Here is a 20,245-nt window from a genome sequence, read left to right on the forward strand (position 1 = left end):
AAAAGTTTGTGTGACACCACTCTCAGAAATGTATGGCATGAAACAAACATTGCACTTGTGTGACATGGATCACACCTGATTTTGAAATGCTCGCCTACAATGTTTCTCCATCAACGATACGGAGTAACAACACATGCATGCTAAAGTAATGGATGCTTTAGGCTCTTTGCCCACTGATCTTGCTTCAGCGGTAAAACCTATTTTGGTAGAGGCTGACTTTGACGCTACCTTAAGTCCCGAACAGTTCGAAGAATTGCTCAAAAAAACACAAATGACTGACAGTGAACTGCGTGTTGCCCTTCTTCCTGTTGCTGCTGCTTATTCCGTTACACCTATTTCGCATTTCAATGTTGGTGCCATCGTCCGAGGCAATTCCGGTCGCCTGTATTTCGGTGCCAATATGGAGTTTGTCGGTGCATCGCTTTCCCAGACCATTCATGCTGAACAATCTGCAATTAGCCATGCTTGGGTGAAAGGTGAAACAGGTATCTCTGATATTACGATTAACTACAGCCCATGCGGCCACTGCCGTCAGTTCATGAATGAGCTAACGACAGCAAAAGAGTTGGTCGTTCAACTGCCTGAGCGTGATGCAATGACCCTTCAACAATATCTGCCTGAGTCGTTCGGCCCGGCAGATCTCAATATTACTGACGCTCTGCTTGCAGAGGTTGATCACGGGTTAACTACTCAGGAAAGTGATGAACTGGCAACCATTGCCTGCCAGGCTGCGAACCTTGCTCATGCGCCTTATACCCACAACTACAGTGGTGTTGCACTCAAAGCAAAAGACGGCAAAACCTTTACCGGCATGTACGCTGAAAATGCGGCATTCAACCCTAGCCTGCCACCATTGCAAGTTGCCTTGGTGAACATGAACATGGCTGGTTACCCGTTAGCAGAAATTGCGGAAGCGGCATTGGTTGAGAAAGCTGACAGCACTATCAGCCACCTTGCAGATACGCAAGCTACGCTTGAAGCACTGAACCCTGATATCCCGCTGATCTACGTTGCGGCATAATCGTTCAATAAGGCAATTTGTTTTAAACAGTGCCTATAACGATTGAGATAATACCCTTCAATAAAAACCGCCTTCTGGCGGTTTTTCTTTTAGAATCAAAGCCAACCCTAATACCAATTACGATCAGTTCAGAGTATTATCCGTCAATATTATTATTATCAGTCTATTTCCATGTCTCACAAACACAACCCAGTACAAGGTGCAAGCTGGATGCTCACCGCGGGGCTTGCTTTTGCCCTCGTAAATAGCTTAGCGCAATATTTGAGCGTAATACTGCAATTACCGTCGACTACGATCGCCTTCATCCAATACTTTATTGCGTTAATTGCCATGCTTCCCTGGCTGAGATCTTTGGGGCTGCGTCAGGCACTACGTACCAATCATTTAGGGCAACATTGTTTTCGTGTATTCCTCTCTGTCATTGGTATTCAGCTTTGGCTATGGGCACTCGCTTACCCTGTACCTATCTGGCAAGGTATCGCTTTGTTGATGACATCACCGTTGTTTGCCACAATCGGATCGGGTTTATTCCTGAAGGAAAAAGTGGGTACTGCGAGATGGGTAGCAACATTAGCCGGTTTTATCGGTGCGATGGTTATCTTAGAGCCTTGGGCTGATACATTTAACTGGGCATCTCTGTTACCGGTTGGGGCGGCTTTCTTCTGGGCCGGCTATTCACTAATGGTGAAGAAGCTATCAGTCTACGACCCACCGACTACGATGGTGGTTTATCTGCTGTTACTGATCACCCCCTTTAACCTGTTTCTGGCCGCTCCTGAGTTTTCATTTCCTGATCAAGGCCTGACATGGGGATTACTGGCTGCAGCGGGTCTATTAACGGCTCTGGCGCAATGGGCCATCGCGAAAGCGTATGCGGCCGCTGATGCTTCATTCGTTCAGCCTTTTGACCATGCGAAACTGCCACTTAATGTGTTAGCTGGCTGGGTGGTTTTCGGCTGGGCTCCACCAGGTCGCCTATGGCTGGGCGCAGCAATTATTATCGCTTCGGTGGCTTTTATCACCCAGTGGGAAAATCGTAAAAGAAAATCTTATTTATAAATAAGATAGAAACAACAAGGGTTAGCACATGGCTAACCCTTTTTTTGGTGGATCTCGATAATCGCTGCTGTAAATCCAATCGATAATGAAAAGAACAGCATTAAGCGCTTTAATACGTCAGAATCGAACTCGGAAGCCCAGTGCTGCCTCTAAATCCATATCAACATCTTCAACCACATACAATGTTGGTCCGACTTCGCCATAAAATTCAAAACTATTTACCGGCACCTCAAAACCAACGCCAGAACGGATACCCACTTTGTCATTCTTGTTATCAACAAACTGCCCGCCCACGTATGTATAAAAACTGTTTAACTCACCATTGTTAAGCAGTGATCCCAGATTAAAGGTTTTATCAAATGCGACACCAAAATCATCAATGCCTAACGAGAATCGTAGATCGTCTTGTTTATATTGGATCCCTGACATAGGGCTGCCGAAGAAAATACCTATGCTTTGGGTGGCTTGTGCTGAAAATGGAACAACAAGAAATAACGCCAATCCGATTAATAACTTCTTCATCTTAATTCTGCCTTTTGTAGAGATAAGAGGTAATTTAACGATAAAGTTCACTTAACTCGATGCCCTCAGAACATGTCTGACACAACTTTGACAATGAGAACGGCATATCAATACGTTAGCAGCCTTTGGTCAGTATCACCACAGATTCTCTGAAATAGCCATCCACACTCCTTTGCAGACAATAACTAACCGATGAATATTTCAGCGAAAACCATAAAGGCAAACGTTTGCGTTGATAGTAAAATCGGGTATGATCTGCCCCAGTATCAACACATACCGTAAGGAAATTCGATGTTAGGTTCAGCAACTCGTTCTGATGCAACCCGTGTACTGTTACTTGGTTCTGGAGAACTCGGTAAAGAAGTGGCTATTGAATGCCAGCGCTTAGGTATTGAGGTGATTGCGGTTGACCGTTATGACAATGCTCCTGCGATGCAGGTTGCCCATCGTAGCCACGTTATTGATATGCTTGATGGCGAATCCTTAAAAAAAGTGATTGAACAAGAACAGCCGCATTACGTTGTTCCTGAAATTGAAGCCATTGCTACCGATACCCTGGTTGCGCTAGAGGCTAATGGCGTGAATATTGTTCCTACTGCCAATGCCACTCAGCTGACCATGAACCGAGAAGGCATTCGTCGTCTGGCCGCTGAAGAGTTGGGTATTGCGACATCGCCTTACGAGTTTTCTGAGCAATATACTGATTTCGTCGCTGCTGTTGAACGCATTGGTACACCCTGTGTTGTTAAGCCAATTATGAGCTCTTCAGGTAAAGGTCAGAGCGTTATCAAAACGTCGGCTGATATCGAATCTGCCTGGCAGTATGCTCAGGAAGGCGGCCGTGCAGGTGCGGGGCGCGTTATCGTTGAAGGTTTTGTCGAGTTTGATTACGAGATCACCCTACTAACCGTGCGTGCTGTTGACGGTATTCACTTCTGTGCGCCAATCGGTCACCGTCAGGAAGATGGGGACTATCGTGAATCGTGGCAGCCACAGCAGATGTCTGAGGCAGCAATTAAAGCGGCACAAGACGTTGCAGCAAAAGTAGTTAACGCGCTGGGTGGTTATGGCCTGTTTGGTGTTGAACTGTTCATTAAAGGTGACGAAGTCTTATTTAGCGAAGTATCACCTCGCCCGCATGATACCGGTATGGTAACGCTTATTTCGCAGGAACTCTCCGAGTTCGCCCTGCACGTTCGCGCATTCTTAGGACTGCCAATTCACAGTATTACCCAATACGGCCCGTCAGCGTCTGCCGTTATTCTTGCTGAAGGGGTTTCTGAGAATATCCGTTTTGATAACCTGGCAGCGGCTCTGGCCCGTCCGCAAACTCAAGTCCGGTTATTTGCCAAGCCAGAGATTAATGGCCGTCGTCGCCTTGGTGTGGCCCTGACACGCCGTGACAGTACGGAACAGGCTGTCTCTGATGCAATCGCCGCTGCTGCTGCCGTTAAGGTCGTTTTCTAACGCTTGATAGCAAAATGTAAAAAGGAGCCGATATCGGCTCCTTTTTTCGATCACTTCTCGATCAACCAGATCTCTTCAGCAAAGCGGGTTAAGCCGCGCTGACGTCGGGGATGCGATTCATCTGCATCATCACGCGCTAGATGAGTCACTCGACAATCTTTGAACAGACTCTCGACTTCCTCTTTGGAAACACTGAATGGAGGCCCGTCAAGCTGCTCCTGCGGATAATCCAGCGTCACTAATAGGATACGCCCACTTTCTTTCAACAACGCCAGCAGACGCTCTGCGTACATCTGGCGCATATTTTGTGGCATCGCAATTAATGCCGCACGATCATAAACCACATCAACGGGTTCAACCCGTGCCGAGAAAAAGTCACCGCAATGAATGGTGATTTCATCAAACTCATAAACCGTTTCGGCGCCTACCCCACTCACCATTGGCGTGTAGAGCTGCTCTGCAAAGAACGCTTTCACGGCGATGTCACTCAGTTCAATGCCAATAACGTTATCGTGCCGTTGAGCAAGCCAGATAAGATCAATTGATTTACCGCACATAGGTACAAGAACACGGTCATCACGCGTCGCTTTCACTGCGTGCCAATGTTCTGTTAGCGCCGGGTTGGTATCATTCAGGTGAAAACCAATACGATTTTCAGCCCAGCGGCTATGCCAAAATTCTGCGTTCATGTTTGTTCCTGTTTCTGTTTCTTATTAGACTGACTTTTACGGATATACCGATTGGCAATTAGTTGACCACACTTTGTTTGCTGAATCTACAGCTACCAAAAGTGGCGGTATGAGTAAGCTCACCAGATTGATAGCAGGCGTTTTTTCGCTACGTCAAACGCAAAAAAGGATGCCGAGGCATCCTTTTCTGTCAATCATGCTTAACAATTGCGAAGCTGGATTGAGAATCTGTTCTTCAATTTTTCTTTATGAGTGTCATTCAACAAACGATAGAAACAAGACAGATCACGACACTCTGAATAGTTTAATCGAATCTCGGCGAACCGTTACGCCACGGAAAGTTACAGGCTCAAGCAAAGTCATTAACTGCTTAGACACAAAAAACTTGCCGCCATAGCTGCGATCACCACCACGATTTACCCAATTAGCAAATTCATCTGCCAGGTTGAACATAGAGTTACCAACAAGCAGTACAAGTACTTTTGCTACTTCACTGTCATTCTGTCGATTAAACTCAGAATCACGAACTTTCTTACGATATTCGTCGACGATTCTTTCAAGGCACTCAAATCTGCTCATATACACCACCATAAAAAAAGAGGAGCGGATACTACTGCTCAACACCAATGAAATCAACCCATGAAGGTCGGATTATTGCGACAAAATGCGTTATTTTTTCATGTTGATAACATGTACCCTCAAATATGTCATATAAATCACTGTTTAAGATCAACTTTTGAGCCACTAACCCTATAACTGCATTTAAAATACAGGTTTTATAATTTAGGATAAAGTCAGTTCCGCTCCCTAGGCAACAGTATGAAATCGACAGCTACAAACATCTTAATCGGTACACTCAACACTGAGTTTAAAACCATTCGCGCGATGGTGAATATCTATTGCCATGACCATCATCAGAAGTCTGAGCTTTGTCAGCATTGCAAAGACTTTCTTGATTACGCACAAATACGTTTAGACCGTTGTCCATACGGTGAACAGAAACCAACTTGCCGTCGTTGCCCTATTCACTGCTATAAAGCTGACTACAAAGCCATGTCACAAACGATCATGCGCTATGCCGGCCCCAAAATGATAATGAAACATCCTGTTTTGGCTATTCGTCATCTTATCGCTGAAAAGCGTCCTGTTCCTGCAAAACCAGAACCCGGCGCATCTAACCGGCACAAACGTAAACAACGAGCAAGCAATAAACAAGAAGTCAGTTAGCGGTAATAATCCACTACCTGAATGTTTTCTGGCTCATTACCACCAGAAAGATCCATACTAAAGCTGTTAGCGCCCAATACTTTAACGGTTGGGCCAGCTTTACCCGTGACACTCACGCCTTCAATTTTGCGAAACATTTTAGCATCATCGTAATGCATGGTCACGGTTACCGTTATCGCTTCATTTGAGGATAAATCGAACTGACAGATCCCTGTCGGGCAATAAACATCAATTTGTGCCTGCGCGCTAATCTTAATTTCCTCGACATTGTTAACAGGTGAAGCGGCTAACTGAACCTCTTCACTGCACCCCACCAGTGCCAACATAACACCAAATGCCGAGCCTGCGATTACTCTCTTCCTCACCGTGATCTCCCGTTCTAGCATCAAGGGTATTAAGGCAAAACACTATTTTACTGATGGAAACCAATATCCCCAACCATTAGCCATGTTTTTTGTATGTGTTTTTCAACATTGCCTTTATTGTGCCTTTAACGCAGGATGTATTTGCGAAGGCGCTGATTAATACTGTCGAGAATTATCATCATGGAGCAGTATTGGTCTTGTCTGGTGCTCAAGGCGGATGGCTATCATCCCCGCATCCAACGTGACATCGGCAGATTGGTATAAACTTAGAGTATAAGTCTACCGCCTTGCAGGTGACAGTGATGAAATCACTATACCTTCTAATTTTCACCCTAATAATGGCATTTTCAACCGCAGCGGATGCCCGGCCTCACCCGCATAAAAAATACCATAATCACCACCATCATCATGGCAGCCATTCAGGAATAGTATTTGGCTCCTCCCCTCATCACAACGTGTCAATTTCAACTCAATTTGTGATCACATCAGGCAATACCCACGTAGTGATTGGTGTAGGTAATCATCATCATAGTCCTTACTGTGGACATCATTATAGCCGGAGTTACCGTTCTTCAATCCAAACAGGGATCAGCGGTGGCTATTCAGCACCTCGTTACATTTCAGGCCAAGCCAGAGAAATCAAATCTCGGCAGCCAGCAAAAGTTCGAGTGGTAACCCGAAAACACTAACTGTACCACTCCGCTGACAACAAAAACGATGCTGTAAGTTGACTAAGACTCAAGAACTAAACTGAGATATACCAACATTCTATGTTCGTAACACGAGAGCTCTATACCTAATATCTCCTCGACCCTTTTCAAGCGATATCGCAAGGTATTTCGGTGAATATAGAGTTCATCTGCAGTGATCTTGTTTTCACAGTTACAACGAAACCACATGAGCAAGGTACTGCACAGGCTCGAATCCTCTGAATTCAATTTATTAATATACGCAGACAAGAGCTTCCTTTGCCATTGAGGCCGTCCATATTCAAATAACGACGGTAACTTCAATTTCGAAAACTCGTAAAATCCACTCGTAGGTGACAAACGTTTTCCACTGCTTAATGCCGACTGAGCGCTTTCAAACGAATTTCCCATATGCTTGTAGTTGTCGAAGTAGCAACCAAGCCCTGCTTTAAGCTCACCTTGAAATTCGCGCTTTAAATATTGTTGTAGACTCAGCCAATCTTCGCAATGCAGTTCTTGCTCACTGCTTAATTCATCGACTTTAAGCAAAAGGACTATCTGCTTATTCGATATCTCTGCTCGTAAGGGCTTTCGATACCATCCACTAAGCGCATTTCTTAGTTTACTGTATTCTTGGCTGGTTTTGACCTCCAGAACACACGCAACCCTGGGCTTTGAAATATCTATTTTCAGCTGCTCTGCTTGCCGGTGTAGGATGTCAAAGTCAACATTCTGGTCGATCCATTGAAGCACTAATTCTTCTTGTCGACGCTCACTCCACTGTGTTTCCTCAAGCATATATGCATGCTCTACGGTCATTTCCGCCGCCATTCGCACAAGCTCCCCTTGTTGGCGAACTTCTTCTGGGGATCCGGAAATGCCGATAACACCAATAGGGATATCATTAAAGATGATAGGGAAATTGATACCAGGCTTCGTTCCACTGACCTTTTGACTCATATCGTCGGTCATTTCAATTTTATTATGTTCAGAGAGTGCAATAAGCGCCCCACCGTGCCTTTGGTATAAACGTGCAGGATCCGTTGAGGCAATAATAATGCCTTGATTGTCCATTACGTTAATAGGCTTGTCTATAATGGTGCTTGCTCGCCGAACTATCTGTTCAGCCAGCTCAATATTGAGTTGCAAATGGATATCTCCGATAAATTTAGTATCAACTCATTGCATAACCTACTGATACATATACCAGTAAAGCCTTTTACTGACAAGACGGCAGTTATACCTATGTTCAACACCGCACACAGCTCTTGCTTCTACACTCAATATTGAGCCAATTTTAGGTAATGGGGGCGGGATTAAATACCGCTAATTGATTGTATAAGCCTAAACGGTCAGAGTGCGTTTGCCTGTGTCCACTCGCAATCTCCAAAATTAAATGAAACAGCTCCCAGCCTTTTTCCTCAATCGTATTTTCTCCTGTCGCAATCGTACCGGCGTTAATATCAATCAGGTCATGCCAACGGTTGGCCAAATCATTTCGAGTAGACATCTTAATGACAGGGACAGCAAGCAGACCATAAGGAGTTCCCCGGCCAGTTGTGAACACTTGCATATTGATCCCCGATGCAAGCTGCTGAGTACCACACACAAAATCACTTGCTGGCGTCGCCGCGAAAATCAAGCCTCGTTTGGTCGGCTTTTGCCCGGGAGAAAGAACTTCTGAGATAGCGCTGGTTCCAGATTTGGCGATTGATCCGAGTGCCTTTTCAACAACGTTCGCCAAGCCTCCTTTTTTATTTCCGGGTGAAGGGTTAGCAGCGCGATCTGTTTGTCCCATTTTCAGATAATTGTCGTACCACTGCATCTCTTCAATTAATCGATCTGCGACCTCCACACTGGCAGCTCTTGGCGTTAACAGGTGTACTGCATCGCGCACTTCTGTTACTTCGGAGAACATCACCGTCGCCCCACAACGAACTAACAAATCAGATGCAAATCCCACGACTGGATTCGCCGTCACCCCGGAAAATGCGTCACTTCCTCCACATTGCATACCAACGACGAGCTCTGAAGCTAAACACGTTTCGCGTTTGCGCTGATTAAGTCGCTTCAGATGGTGCTCTGCGTTTTGTAGAACTTGAGCAACCATCGATTCGAAACCGTTATGTTTAGGGTCTTGCAATTCGACAACGGTTGACTGCATTTCATCGAGCCCTTTGGTGAGTACGCTTGGTTGGAGCTTTTCACAGCCAAGACTAATCACCATAACTTCACCACCAAAGTTCGGGTTTTGAGAGATATTTGTAATGGTTCTTATCGGAATCACTGCGGCAGGCGCATTGATTGCGACGCCACATCCATAAAGATGATTAAGTGGTACCACTCCGTCCACATTTGGAAACTTGGGTAATAATTTTTGTTCTATTTGCCTTACAATGTAGTCAACGACGCCAGCGACACAATGGACGCTTGTGGTAATGCCAAGTAAGTTCTTGGTACCCACACTGCCATCGGCATTGCGGTATCCCTCAAACGTATACCCTGAGAGTTCTGGCTTTGGTTCGGGTACTTCTGTCGCTTTATCTAAACAGCTCAATTGAGGTGCAACAGGCAGTGAAACTAATGATTCATCAATCCAAGAACCTTTCGGGATGAACTTAACCGCATAACCGATAACTTGACCATAACGAGTGATTTCGCCTTTTTTTGCAATGTCTTCCAGTGCGATCTTATGCCCCTGAGGAATGAACCCAATCAACTCCAAACCACAATCAAAGCGACTCCCAGCAACTAATCCTCCATCGTTAGCAACGATAGCCACATTGTCACTGTCATGAACCTTAATATAAATATTGCTGTTTAATTGAGAGAAAATGATTGAATCAGACATCGTTATTCCTTGGTTTCTTTATAGGCTTTCAAAAACTCATTTAATCCGCTTTATCAATGGCTATTGCAATGGCCATTGATGAGGCAATATTTCGTGACACCCGAATGAGATTGCTTTGCGCATTGGATAACGCTTCTTGCAGAGTACCGACTTGGTGCAAGCAGCTGAATATCGCATCAATGCCATGGCTATGGACAACATTGACGTCTTCACTCAAACTGCCCGCTATCGCGATAACGGGTTTGTTATACCGTTTAGCCACTTTGGCAACTCCGATTGGTACTTTGCCATAAAGGCTTTGTCCATCGAGCTTGCCTTCTCCCGTGATCACTAGTGATGCATCCTGAATCACGTCTTCTAATTTCAATGCTTCTATCACCAAATCAACACCTGGGCGCATATCAGCTCCAAGAAAAGCACGAAATGCGGCACCGAGGCCACCAGCTGCGCCCGCACCCGGGAGCATTGCAACATCACGTTTTAAACACGATTTCATGACATCTGCGTAATGGGACAAAGCGTCATCCAATTGCGCCACCATTTCAGGTGTCGCTCCTTTTTGCGGCCCAAAGATCTTTGATGCCCCTTCTGGTCCAATTAATGGATTAGTAACATCACAGGCAACTTTAATTGCACAGTGCCGAGTCCGAACATCCAACCCGCTCACATCAATATAATCAAGACACTTTAAAGCACTACCTCCATAAGTTAGCTCTTGTCCCTCTACATCTTTAAAGCTCACACCAAGTGCTTGCATCATTCCAATGCCACCATCGTTCGTCGCACTGCCGCCGATACCGATAATCAGTTGAGATACGCCATGATCCAGAGCGGCAATGATTAACTCTCCCGTTCCATAAGTCGTCGTGATAAGAGGATTGCGGTCCTCAGCTTGTACTCGTTCTATTCCACTGGCTTCAGCCATCTCGATAAACCCGGTACGCTTATCTGCCGACATCCCCCAAAGAGCCTCAACAGGCTCTCCAAGTGGACCCGTTACCGTGGTTTTCATCATTTGACCTTGTGTAGCATCAACTAAAACTTGGAGCGTGCCTTCACCACCATCAGCCATTGGAAGTTTCACATAATCTGCATTAGGAAAAACTTGTTTAAACCCTATTTCAATACTGTCGGCAACAGTTAGAGCATCAAGACTTTCTTTAAAGGAATCTGGAGAGATAACAATTTTCATTGGCAGCCTTCTCTAAATTGAAAACAGGGGCCGAGCGACCCCTCAGTTGTGGAGAGGTTATTTTGGCTCGATGGTCACTTTGGCTAACTGTTCATAATATCGAGCGAGCGCACAATGATCGGCAACGCCTAAGCCGTCGTTTCGAAGTGCTTGCATCATTTCCATAACGCTTGCCGTTAACGGCAGCTGAGCCCCAACTTCATGCGAGGTATCCAGAGCATTGGCAAGATCTTTAATGTGTAAGTCAATGCGGAAACCAGGTTCGAATTTACGTTCAAAAACCAGTGGCGCTTTTGCATCAAGCACGGTACTCCCCGCGAGACCTCCTCGAATGGCTTGATAAACTAGCTTTGGGTCAACGCCGGCTTTCGTTGCCAACGCAAGTGCTTCTGACATGGCTGCAATATTTAGCGCAACAATCACTTGATTCGCCAACTTAGTGACGTTACCGGCGCCAATGGCCCCCGTATGCACCACAGTTCCAGCCATTGCTGACATGAGTGCAAAGTACTGCTCAAAGATCGCTTTATCACCGCCAACCATGACTGACAGTGTGCCATCAACGGCCTTAGGTTCACCGCCGCTGACTGGTGCATCAAGCATATTGACTCCAACCGCTCTCAATGCTTTCTCGATTTCTTGGCTCGCCTTTGGTGCGATCGAACTCATATCAATCACCGTGAGCCCCGGTTTAGCGCCTTCTAAAATGCCCCCTTCCCCGAGTGCGACTTCTTTAACATGCGGTGAATTAGGTAACATCGTAATGATGACATCACATACGCTTGCCATTTCTTTAGCACTGCCGATGCTACTTGCACCCGCAGCCACAACCTCTTCAACAGCAGCTTGATTTCGGTCCAGTACAACCAGATCATAACCTGCACTCAACAGGTTTTTGCTCATTGGTTTACCCATAATTCCTAAGCCGACGAATCCAACTTTCATAACAATTCCTTTAATGTCTGGTTAGTTGCGAAACTCTTCGCAAAGATTCTGTGTTGCTTTTCGCAATAACCCTAGATCGCCACCTACAGCAACCATTGTCGCTCCCCAACAAAGGTAACGCTGAGCATCTTCTTTGACTGGGGCTAAAATTCCTGCGCTTTTACCTAAAGCTTGGGCACGCTCAATGATGTGTTTGATAGCATATTGCACATCAGGGTGATTAGGATCACCGAGGTGACCAAGTCCCGCAGCGAGATCGCTTGGCCCGACAAATACGCCATCGACCCCCTCTACCAAAATAATACTATCGAGATTATCGAGAGCCTTCTGACTCTCGATTTGAACAACAACAGTAATGTTCTCGTTAATCTGTTCAAAATAGCCTGGTACACTGCCGAAACCATTGCTTCTATGTCCGACCGAAACACCCCGAATGCCATGGGGTGGATAGCGGGTCGATGCCACCGCTGATTTGGCTTCCTCTTCACTTTCAACAAAAGGCACCAAAAAGTTATAAAAGCCAATATCGAGCAGACGCTTAATCTCTGATGGCCGATTTTCGACAGGACGAACAACGGGCATACTAATGCTATCTTTCAATGCCATAAGCTGTGGGATAAACGTCTGGATGTCATTCGGTGCATGTTCAGCATCCAACAATATCCAATCGAACCCAGCCAATCCGATAATCTCAGCGGCGATGGGGTTGCCTAACGCAGACCAACAACCAATTAATGGCTCACCTTTTTGTAAACGGCGACGAAATGTATTTGGAAAGTATTTCTCGTTCATTTGGAATCTCTCCCCTTTTAGCGAACCAAACATGGTTTTTTGTTATCAAACTTCCAATCTGGAATTAGAAATTGCATTCCCAGAGAGTCGTCACGGGCTCCTAAGCCCATTTCAAGATAGAGTTGATGCGCTTTTTCAACTTGCGCCATGTCAATCTCAATACCCAAGCCAGGTCTTTCTGGAACACCTATCTTGCCATCACGAATTTCCAGCGGTTCTTGAGTTAAACGTTGATTACCTTCTTGCCAGATCCAATGCGTATCGATGGCGGTAACATCACCCGGTGCAGCAGCAGCAACATGAGTGAACATCGCTAATGAAATGTCGAAGTGGTTGTTAGAATGGGAGCCCCAAGTCAATCCCCAGTCACGGCACATCTGAGCCACACGAATGGAGCCTTGCATGGTCCAAAAATGTGGATCCGCTAAAGGAATATCAACGGATTGTAATGAAATAGCATGCCCCATTTGACGCCAATCAGTCGCGATCATATTGGTTGCCGTCGGTACACCTGTTGCACGTCTGAACTCAGCCATCACCTCACGTCCTGAGTAGCCAAACTCTGCACCACATGGGTCTTCTGCATAGGCGAGAATCCCGCGCAATTGCTTACCTATTCGAATCGCTTCATCTAGTGACCAGGCACCATTAGGGTCAAGCGTAACGCGAGCTTCCGGAAAGGCATTGGCAAGCTCGGTAATCACCTCGGCTTCGGCTTCAGGTCGCAATACGCCACCTTTTAATTTGAAATCTCGGAAGCCATATTGGTCATATGAAGCTTGAGCTAAGCGCACGATCGATTCCGCATCCAGCGCTTCATTATGGCGCAAGCGATACCACTCGTTACTTTCATTATCCTGATTTTGATAAGGTAACGTCGTTTTATTTCGGTCACCGATAAAGAATAGATAGCTAAGCATTTCCACCTTATCGCGCTGCTGTCCCTCTCCCAGTAATGAAGCAACACTCACATTCAAAAACTGGCCTAAGAGATCGAGCATTGCAGATTCAATGGCGGTTACCGCGTGAATTGTCGTTCTAAGATCGAAAGTTTGCAGTCCTCGTCCCGCCTCATCACGATCAGAAAAGACTTCTTGAACCTCGCGCATTACGTCTTTGTACTCACCCAAACTCTTACCGATAATATAAGGTTTGGCATCTTCAAGCGTTTTCCGAATAGCCTCACCACCTGGCACTTCGCCTAAACCGGTATTGCCATGGTTATCTTCCATGATAACCAGGTTACGAGTGAAAAATGGAGAGTGGGCACCACTTAAGTTGAGCAGCATGCTATCGTAGCCAGCTACTGGGATAACTTTGACACCACGGATAACGGGGCTTGATTGAATCTCTTCCACAATAACACCTTTGATTGAATAGTTTGACTTAAGCCATTGCTGCTTTATTCGCGCTTTTGCGGCTCATGATTGAGAAAACGACTGAAACAAGGATCAACACCCATAAGCAAACTGCAATAGGGCTCTTAGTAAAGAAAATACTTAGGTTTCCATACGACTCTAAGCTTTTGACGAAATAGACTTCGGCTGATTTACCTAAAATGAAACCGATCACCATTGGCACAATTTCAATGCCAAATTTGGGTGCCAGATAACCAATAAGACCAAAGATAAGCAGTGTCCAAACATCGAACATAACGCCATAGTTAATCGCGAAGGCACCAATGACACACATCATGACGATGATGGGATAAAGAATATACTTAGGCACTAGTACCACTTTAGCGACATGACGAATCGCAAAGAACATAATGGCGAACATCACTAGATTGGCCGTAATCAAGGCCAGAATCATCACATACCAAGTGTCCATGTTTTCGCCAATAAACAACGGACCGACTTGTAACCCTTGCAAAGTAAAGGCTCCGATAAGTACCGCGGTCGTACTGTCACCCGGGATACCCAGTGACAACATTGGAATCAATGCACCGCCAGTTAACCCATTGTTTGCTGATTCTGATGAAATAAGCCCCTCTGGCGCACCCTTCCCCATATTTTCTGGCTTTTTGGACACATTCTTTTGTTGGGTGTAAGAAAGGACAGACGCAGCACTCCCACCAATCCCAGGAAGCATGCCAACAAACGTACCAATACCGGATGAGCGAAGGAGATTAATAAATTGGCCTTTAAAAATACTCAGTTCAAATTTGGCACTATTTTTTAAGTCGATATTGTCATCTGATTGAGTGTCCTTTTTTCTTTGGCCCGCGGCTTTAATGATGGTCGACAACCCGAATAGACCGATAAGAACAGGCAACAACGAAAAGCCAGATTCCAACGACTCTTCCATGAAGGTAAACATTAAGCGGTACTCGCCATTACCACCTACAGAAATGTCATAAGCCCCAACCAAACTCAGCAGTACGCCAAGTAAACCACTGAAGATCCCCGCTAGCATTTGCCCCGATAACGATGCTATTACGGTTAAGGCCAGGAAAATCAATAAAAACTTTTCAATGTTAGAAAACTTGATAGCCAAGTCAGCCAGAACCGGGGCAAAATAGAAAAGCACTGCAGCACTGAAGAGTCCACCGAAAAGAGATGAAACAACGCTAATTTTTAGTGCCCGTTCTCCTTCCCCTTTTTTAGCCATTGGATAGCCATCAAAGGTAGTGGTAATCGACGAAGGCGTGCCTGGAATATTTAAAAGTATTGCAGGGACCAAACCTCCAGAAATACCACCTACATACAGCCCTAATAACAGTGCTAAACCATTAATTAGATCGAGTGAATAGGTTAAAGGTAAACACACCGCCACAGCTAAAGTCGCGGTCATGCCAGGTATGGCGCCGAAGAAAATACCAATCAAAGTGCCTACAGCAATCAAGGCAAAAAAATCTATTGATAATAACGATAAGAATTCCACAATTTATCCCTCAATAACTATGGCAATGTAATGCCAAATACAACACCAAGCGTGTACCAAGCGATAACTGGAGACATAATCGAATTAATCGACACGGCTATGATTTCATTTTTTTCCACCTTAGGAAGGTAGAATAAAGAAAGAACAAACATAAACGGAATAGAGGCTATTAAGAAACCATAGCCGGTATTTGGGAATAATTCCCCCAGCCATTCCATACTCAGAAAATAAACAATCAATAAAACAACTGATAGTACAATCTTAGTTATATTGGTGTTTTTATTACTTTCTTTAAATTTAAGCAACGTCTTAACGTTAGATATAATCTTATCTTTATCTAAGATAAATATCACCGCTAATAATAGCGCCATCAAAGTTAGAACTATTTTAGGAAAGAACCATTGAGAAGTATCAAAATCTACCGAAACGTCTAACAGTGCAAAAAAAGACTCAGACATAGCTCTGCCTCAATACTGGTATAGGAATAATGCAGCTGAAAAACAGCTGCAAATTAGAATCACTGCATCGATTTAATTACATTGCTGTACTGATCATTTTTATTTTTCAAGTACACCTGTGCTTCTGGAGAAGGTTTAAAGTTTGGAATAAAGAATGATTTCTTCATGGTCTCATCAACAACACCCTCTTCAAAAATCTCAGCCAACACTTTGTCTAGATGAGCAATAATTTTTGGATCGGTTTTCTTGTTATACAGAAAGAAGAATTCTTTATCGAACGTGAATTCCGTCGTCGCGTCCATAGGGACTTGTACATTGGGCGTAACATACTCTAATAGGTCTTCGCGAGTCGTAGCACCCAATCCTTCTTTATTGGTTTGTTCAATCGTTTCTTTTCGAGCCGTCAACCATAAAAACTTCATCGCCTTTTGGTCGGATTTATCTAAACGAGTATATTGCTCATTCGCTTGAACACTGCCTTGAATCACATCTGCTAAACCATCAAAAAGCTGCTGGTTTTTGTCGGATTGCGAACCCGTATTTATCGCAACGACATTGCCCTCTTTGCCTGGATACTTAAGTTTTACGGCGTTTTTCATCGCACTATATCCGATTTCAGACACACCACCAGGTTGAATGGCCACACGAATTTTTTGACCGTTACCAGCAGCCTCTACGACATCCTCAACGTTATTGAATTTAGAGTTTTTTGGTGCCAGGTAAGCATTACCAGGGTTAATAGCAAACGTAGGACCAACGACAAAATCATCAAAAATATCGTAGTAACCGCGTTTTCCGTACAATTTCCCAAGATAGGATTGGTCATGGAATATCATGATTGTACTGCCATTCTTTACACGTTTGAGTGCTTTAAATGCAGCACTTGAACCCACGGCATCCACCTTTACGTTAGTGTCTAATTTGTCCGCTAGCGCTGAAGAAATGATACTTGATACCTGATAGGTATCACCACCTGTTGATTTGGATCCGATAACTACACGAATGTTACCAAAATCTGGAGCCTCATCAGCAAAGCTTGCCGTAGGAAGTGCCAGTAACGAAGCACAAGCTATTGTTTTGAGGGATGTCATTATCTTGTTCATAGTAATACCTGTCGTTATTAAAATTAAATAGGTACAAAAGCCCAACAACATCAGTTCGGTGTAGGAGCTCGAACTTACTAGGCATTGACAAGATTATGACCTTCTACTTTCACAAACACATTGGTAAGACGACTAGATATCAACCAAATTACCGCTACGTTTTTTGTGCACACGAACAACAGCACCTCATCCAATTCACAGAAAAGCTAAAAATGAGAGCTGGATCTGCTCAACATCCCCCTCTCATGTACGTAAATCGTTCAAATCRTTTAATTTCAATTGGTGAAAGGTCGCGTGCAATTAGGCTAAAGCACAAAATCGCGGCTATCCCGTGAATACCAACGTAAATCAGACTGCTATCAAAGCTTCCCTGCTCAGCAACCAAGAAACCAATAACAATCGGTGTCACGATTCCCGCTAGATTTCCAAAGGTGTTAAATATCCCACCACATAAGCCATACTCTGATTTAGGTGCTATATCAGAAATCAAGGCCCAACCTTGTCCTCCAAACCCTTTACCAAAGAATGCCATTGACATAATAATGACCACCCAAGTTGATTCAGAAATTGTTGGGGTGATCACCATACAACTGGACAATAGCATTCCTGTAATTATGGGCACTTTGCGTGCAAGGTTAAGTCCGACTCCACGCCGGAGCAAAGCATCTGAAGTTCTTCCACCTAACAAGTTGCCAACAAATCCACAAATAGCAGGAATTGCAGAGATCCCCCCGGCTTGAAGAAGATCCATCCCTTTGTCTTGAATGAGATACACAGGAAACCAAGTAAGAAAAAAAAACGTAATTGCGGTTGTACAATACTGTCCTAAGCAGACTCCTAAGAAAACACGATGGCGTAAAAGCGTCCATATCGTTGGGAATAATCTGCGCCGAGAAGTTGGCTTCGACGTGAAAGCGTGCTGCTCTTTGTCTACACGTATATCAATGCACTTAGGCCAAATCATGAGCACAATAAAGCTCAAAACAGCGAGTAACATAAAACCCGATTTCCAGCCCCAATTATGGGTAAGCCAAGCCAGCAGCGGGGCAAAAACGACGACGGAAAAATACTGGGCTGAACTAAATACAGAAGATGCAAAACCTCGTTTGTCTACTGGAAACTGATCAGCAACAATTCGACTATTCGCAGGAAATGCAGGAGCTTCAACCACACCAATAAATAGTCGCAAGATAACGATGGATAAAAAAGGGCTAGCAAGAAAAAGATTAAAATCACTAATCACGTGGAGTGCCATTAAAACAGACCACATCAAAATGCAAAAAAAATACACTCGATTAGCACCGAATTTATCGAGTATACGACCACCAGGTATCTGCAATGCAACATATGACCATGAAAATGCCGAAAACAATACACCTAGATCCGTAGCACTAATATTAAGCTCATCTGACATTGAATCGCCAGCAATAGATAATATCCCACGACCTCCATACAATATGCTTGTGATGATAAATAATAAAGCTAAGGTAACGTGAGAATTTTTAGAATGAGTGTTCTTCGCGATATACAAGTGAATGCCATTTCCATACTAGCAACATTAGTCAGTGATCATTACACTAAAATCTTATCCAGAAACATTTGCAACATCACACTTTTAAATTAGCGGACTCTATTTGTTAGGTTTATCTCTAATAATAAATATCAAACCAACTATAAAACAAACAAAAACCCTAGCATAGCTAATACGATTTTTAGATTGCTACTTAATTAACGAGTACCTAAACACAGTGAAGATGATTGATTGAAACGCTTAAAGTCCGTCATCCCAGAAACCGCCAAACTCTGAACTTGTAGGCTTTCTCAAAACTTACCTGGCGGTTATCAGGGATCCATCATGCATGGAAGGTTCAGTGGACTGTGGATCCCCGATAATCGCTACTGTAAATCCAATCGATAATGAAAAGATCAGCATTAAGCGCTTTAATTGATGACAAAGAGCGAGGATGACGACGGTTTGGCTTCATCGATAAAAAACTAATCTGTTCAATCAATCATAATTAATGAGTCAAGGTACTAGTGCTAATATTATTAGCTCATATACCCACCACACTCCCTCATCAATTGCAGCAGTGCTTCACTCTCAACTCCGCTCACAAACAACACTCCTTTGTGGTTCATGTAGTTGGAATCAGGGCGATTAAAATCTAATGGTTCACCATGAATATCGCTCACCCATCCGGTTACTGAGGCTTGGGTGAGAGCTGCAGTGGCACTGAAATCCCAAAGGCTACCGCCTCCCTTTTGGGATTTAGGGAGTTTGAGGTAACAAGCAGGTGCATTTTCTAATACCCCGATAGCATTCATCACAGCACCGAAACTATTTACTATCTTCAATCTGCTATACCCTTGTTGATGAACGAACGCTTCCAGTTTTTTTATGCAGAGAGCACAACGCGGGTCTTTTTCAAAGCTGCGGTCGATATATAACGTCAAATAGTGATTGTCAGCTTTTGGTTGCCAGGGCATACCGTTTTTCAGCACTTTCTCAGTTTCAACATTACGATTGTAATCATGGTTGATTGCCTGGTACGTATCGCCTGTACTTGGGTTGTGTACTACGCCAATGATGGGCCTACCCGATTTTTCCACCAGCGCAATGGAGACAGCAAAGCCATTCGAACCTTCGATATAAGGTAAGGTGCCATCGAGCGGATCAATACACCAATAATACGGCTTCTGGAACCGAGGGTGACCGGATACATCTTTCTCACTGGCATTTTCTTCACTGAGCACCGCAAAATCGAACGCTTTGATGCTGGGTTGAAGAATATCAAGAATGATGGCTTGGCTATCAAGATCCACCTGAGTAACCACCTGCGCACTCAAACTGCTACCTGCTTTTTTCTGATTGACGTGCAGTTGTGTTCTGTCGAACTTGGCAATGTATTCGCCCGCTTTTAACGCGGCCTGTGTTGCCAGTTGTAATAATTGCTGCAGTTGCTGGGAGGAAAGCATCATGGT

19 protein-coding genes are annotated in these 20,245 nt (G+C 44.4%); 4 read left to right on the forward strand and 15 right to left on the reverse strand.

Annotated features, from left to right (window positions below):
- Positions 1–133: 133 nt before the first annotated feature.
- Both cdd and L4D76_RS22495 read left to right on the forward strand, forming a co-directional pair.
- The gene (gene cdd, locus L4D76_RS22490) at positions 134–1,021 is read left to right on the forward strand and encodes a cytidine deaminase (protein WP_428443106.1); all 888 of its coding nucleotides are present in this window, start codon (positions 134–136) and stop codon (positions 1,019–1,021) included.
- Positions 1,022–1,192: 171 nt separating this feature from the next.
- Entirely contained in the window at positions 1,193–2,080 is an 888-nt protein-coding gene (locus L4D76_RS22495; RefSeq protein ID WP_428443107.1) for a DMT family transporter, read from the forward strand.
- Between the two features lie 117 nt (positions 2,081–2,197).
- Here the strand turns inward: L4D76_RS22495 and L4D76_RS22500 are convergent, their stop codons facing one another.
- Positions 2,198–2,602: a hypothetical protein gene (locus L4D76_RS22500; RefSeq protein WP_428443108.1), complete on the reverse strand. Its 405-nt coding sequence runs from the start codon at positions 2,600–2,602 to the stop codon at positions 2,198–2,200.
- Between the two features lie 291 nt (positions 2,603–2,893).
- Between L4D76_RS22500 and purT the strand changes: the two genes are divergently transcribed.
- Entirely contained in the window at positions 2,894–4,069 is a 1,176-nt protein-coding gene (purT, locus tag L4D76_RS22505; protein WP_428443109.1) for a formate-dependent phosphoribosylglycinamide formyltransferase, read from the forward strand.
- Between the two features lie 50 nt (positions 4,070–4,119).
- Here the strand turns inward: purT and L4D76_RS22510 are convergent, their stop codons facing one another.
- Together L4D76_RS22510 and L4D76_RS22515 are read right to left on the reverse strand one after the other, a co-directional pair.
- The gene (locus L4D76_RS22510; RefSeq protein ID WP_428443110.1) at positions 4,120–4,758 is read right to left on the reverse strand and encodes a thiopurine S-methyltransferase; all 639 of its coding nucleotides are present in this window, start codon (positions 4,756–4,758) and stop codon (positions 4,120–4,122) included.
- A 285-nt stretch (positions 4,759–5,043) separates the two neighbouring features.
- Positions 5,044–5,337: a hypothetical protein gene (locus tag L4D76_RS22515; protein WP_428443111.1), complete on the reverse strand. Its 294-nt coding sequence runs from the start codon at positions 5,335–5,337 to the stop codon at positions 5,044–5,046.
- Between the two features lie 240 nt (positions 5,338–5,577).
- Between L4D76_RS22515 and L4D76_RS22520 the strand changes: the two genes are divergently transcribed.
- Positions 5,578–5,985 (forward strand): nitrous oxide-stimulated promoter family protein, encoded by a 408-nt coding sequence (locus tag L4D76_RS22520; protein WP_428443112.1) that lies wholly within the window; start codon positions 5,578–5,580, stop codon positions 5,983–5,985.
- Here the strand turns inward: L4D76_RS22520 and L4D76_RS22525 are convergent.
- The 12 genes from L4D76_RS22525 to L4D76_RS22580 all read right to left on the reverse strand — a co-directional run bounded on the left by L4D76_RS22525 (position 5,982) and on the right by L4D76_RS22580 (position 20,242).
- Positions 5,982–6,350: a spore gernimation protein gene (locus L4D76_RS22525; RefSeq protein WP_428443113.1), complete on the reverse strand. Its 369-nt coding sequence runs from the start codon at positions 6,348–6,350 to the stop codon at positions 5,982–5,984. The two genes, L4D76_RS22520 and L4D76_RS22525, sit on opposite strands and share 4 nt — an antisense overlap.
- A gap of 731 nt (positions 6,351–7,081) precedes the next feature.
- Positions 7,082–8,188, reverse strand: a complete 1,107-nt coding sequence (locus L4D76_RS22530; RefSeq protein WP_428443114.1) for a sugar diacid recognition domain-containing protein — start codon at positions 8,186–8,188, stop codon at positions 7,082–7,084.
- Positions 8,189–8,336: 148 nt separating this feature from the next.
- The gene (garD, locus tag L4D76_RS22535; RefSeq protein ID WP_428443115.1) at positions 8,337–9,890 is read right to left on the reverse strand and encodes a galactarate dehydratase; all 1,554 of its coding nucleotides are present in this window, start codon (positions 9,888–9,890) and stop codon (positions 8,337–8,339) included.
- Positions 9,891–9,930: 40 nt separating this feature from the next.
- Positions 9,931–11,082, reverse strand: a complete 1,152-nt coding sequence (locus tag L4D76_RS22540; protein ID WP_428443116.1) for a glycerate kinase — start codon at positions 11,080–11,082, stop codon at positions 9,931–9,933.
- A gap of 57 nt (positions 11,083–11,139) precedes the next feature.
- Positions 11,140–12,027 (reverse strand): 2-hydroxy-3-oxopropionate reductase, encoded by an 888-nt coding sequence (gene garR / locus L4D76_RS22545; RefSeq protein ID WP_428443117.1) that lies wholly within the window; start codon positions 12,025–12,027, stop codon positions 11,140–11,142.
- Between the two features lie 21 nt (positions 12,028–12,048).
- Positions 12,049–12,819, reverse strand: a complete 771-nt coding sequence (gene garL / locus L4D76_RS22550) for a 2-dehydro-3-deoxyglucarate aldolase (RefSeq protein ID WP_428443118.1) — start codon at positions 12,817–12,819, stop codon at positions 12,049–12,051.
- Positions 12,820–12,836: 17 nt separating this feature from the next.
- Positions 12,837–14,177, reverse strand: a complete 1,341-nt coding sequence (gene gudD / locus L4D76_RS22555; RefSeq protein ID WP_428443119.1) for a glucarate dehydratase — start codon at positions 14,175–14,177, stop codon at positions 12,837–12,839.
- A 28-nt stretch (positions 14,178–14,205) separates the two neighbouring features.
- The gene (locus tag L4D76_RS22560; protein ID WP_428443120.1) at positions 14,206–15,702 is read right to left on the reverse strand and encodes a tripartite tricarboxylate transporter permease; all 1,497 of its coding nucleotides are present in this window, start codon (positions 15,700–15,702) and stop codon (positions 14,206–14,208) included.
- 17 nt (positions 15,703–15,719) lie between these two features.
- A complete protein-coding gene (locus L4D76_RS22565) occupies positions 15,720–16,160 on the reverse strand; it encodes a tripartite tricarboxylate transporter TctB family protein (RefSeq protein WP_428443121.1) in 441 nt (146 codons plus the stop codon).
- A gap of 59 nt (positions 16,161–16,219) precedes the next feature.
- Positions 16,220–17,263, reverse strand: coding sequence for a type 2 periplasmic-binding domain-containing protein (locus L4D76_RS22570; RefSeq protein WP_428443122.1), 1,044 nt, complete (start codon positions 17,261–17,263; stop codon positions 16,220–16,222).
- Between the two features lie 229 nt (positions 17,264–17,492).
- The gene (locus L4D76_RS22575) at positions 17,493–18,794 is read right to left on the reverse strand and encodes an MFS transporter (RefSeq protein ID WP_428443123.1); all 1,302 of its coding nucleotides are present in this window, start codon (positions 18,792–18,794) and stop codon (positions 17,493–17,495) included.
- A 518-nt stretch (positions 18,795–19,312) separates the two neighbouring features.
- Entirely contained in the window at positions 19,313–20,242 is a 930-nt protein-coding gene (locus L4D76_RS22580) for a 3'(2'),5'-bisphosphate nucleotidase CysQ family protein (protein WP_428443124.1), read from the reverse strand.
- Positions 20,243–20,245 lie beyond the last annotated feature (3 nt).

The sequence above is a fragment of the Photobacterium sagamiensis genome (assembly GCF_050337085.1).
GTDB classification, from domain to species: domain Bacteria; phylum Pseudomonadota; class Gammaproteobacteria; order Enterobacterales; family Vibrionaceae; genus Photobacterium; species Photobacterium sagamiensis.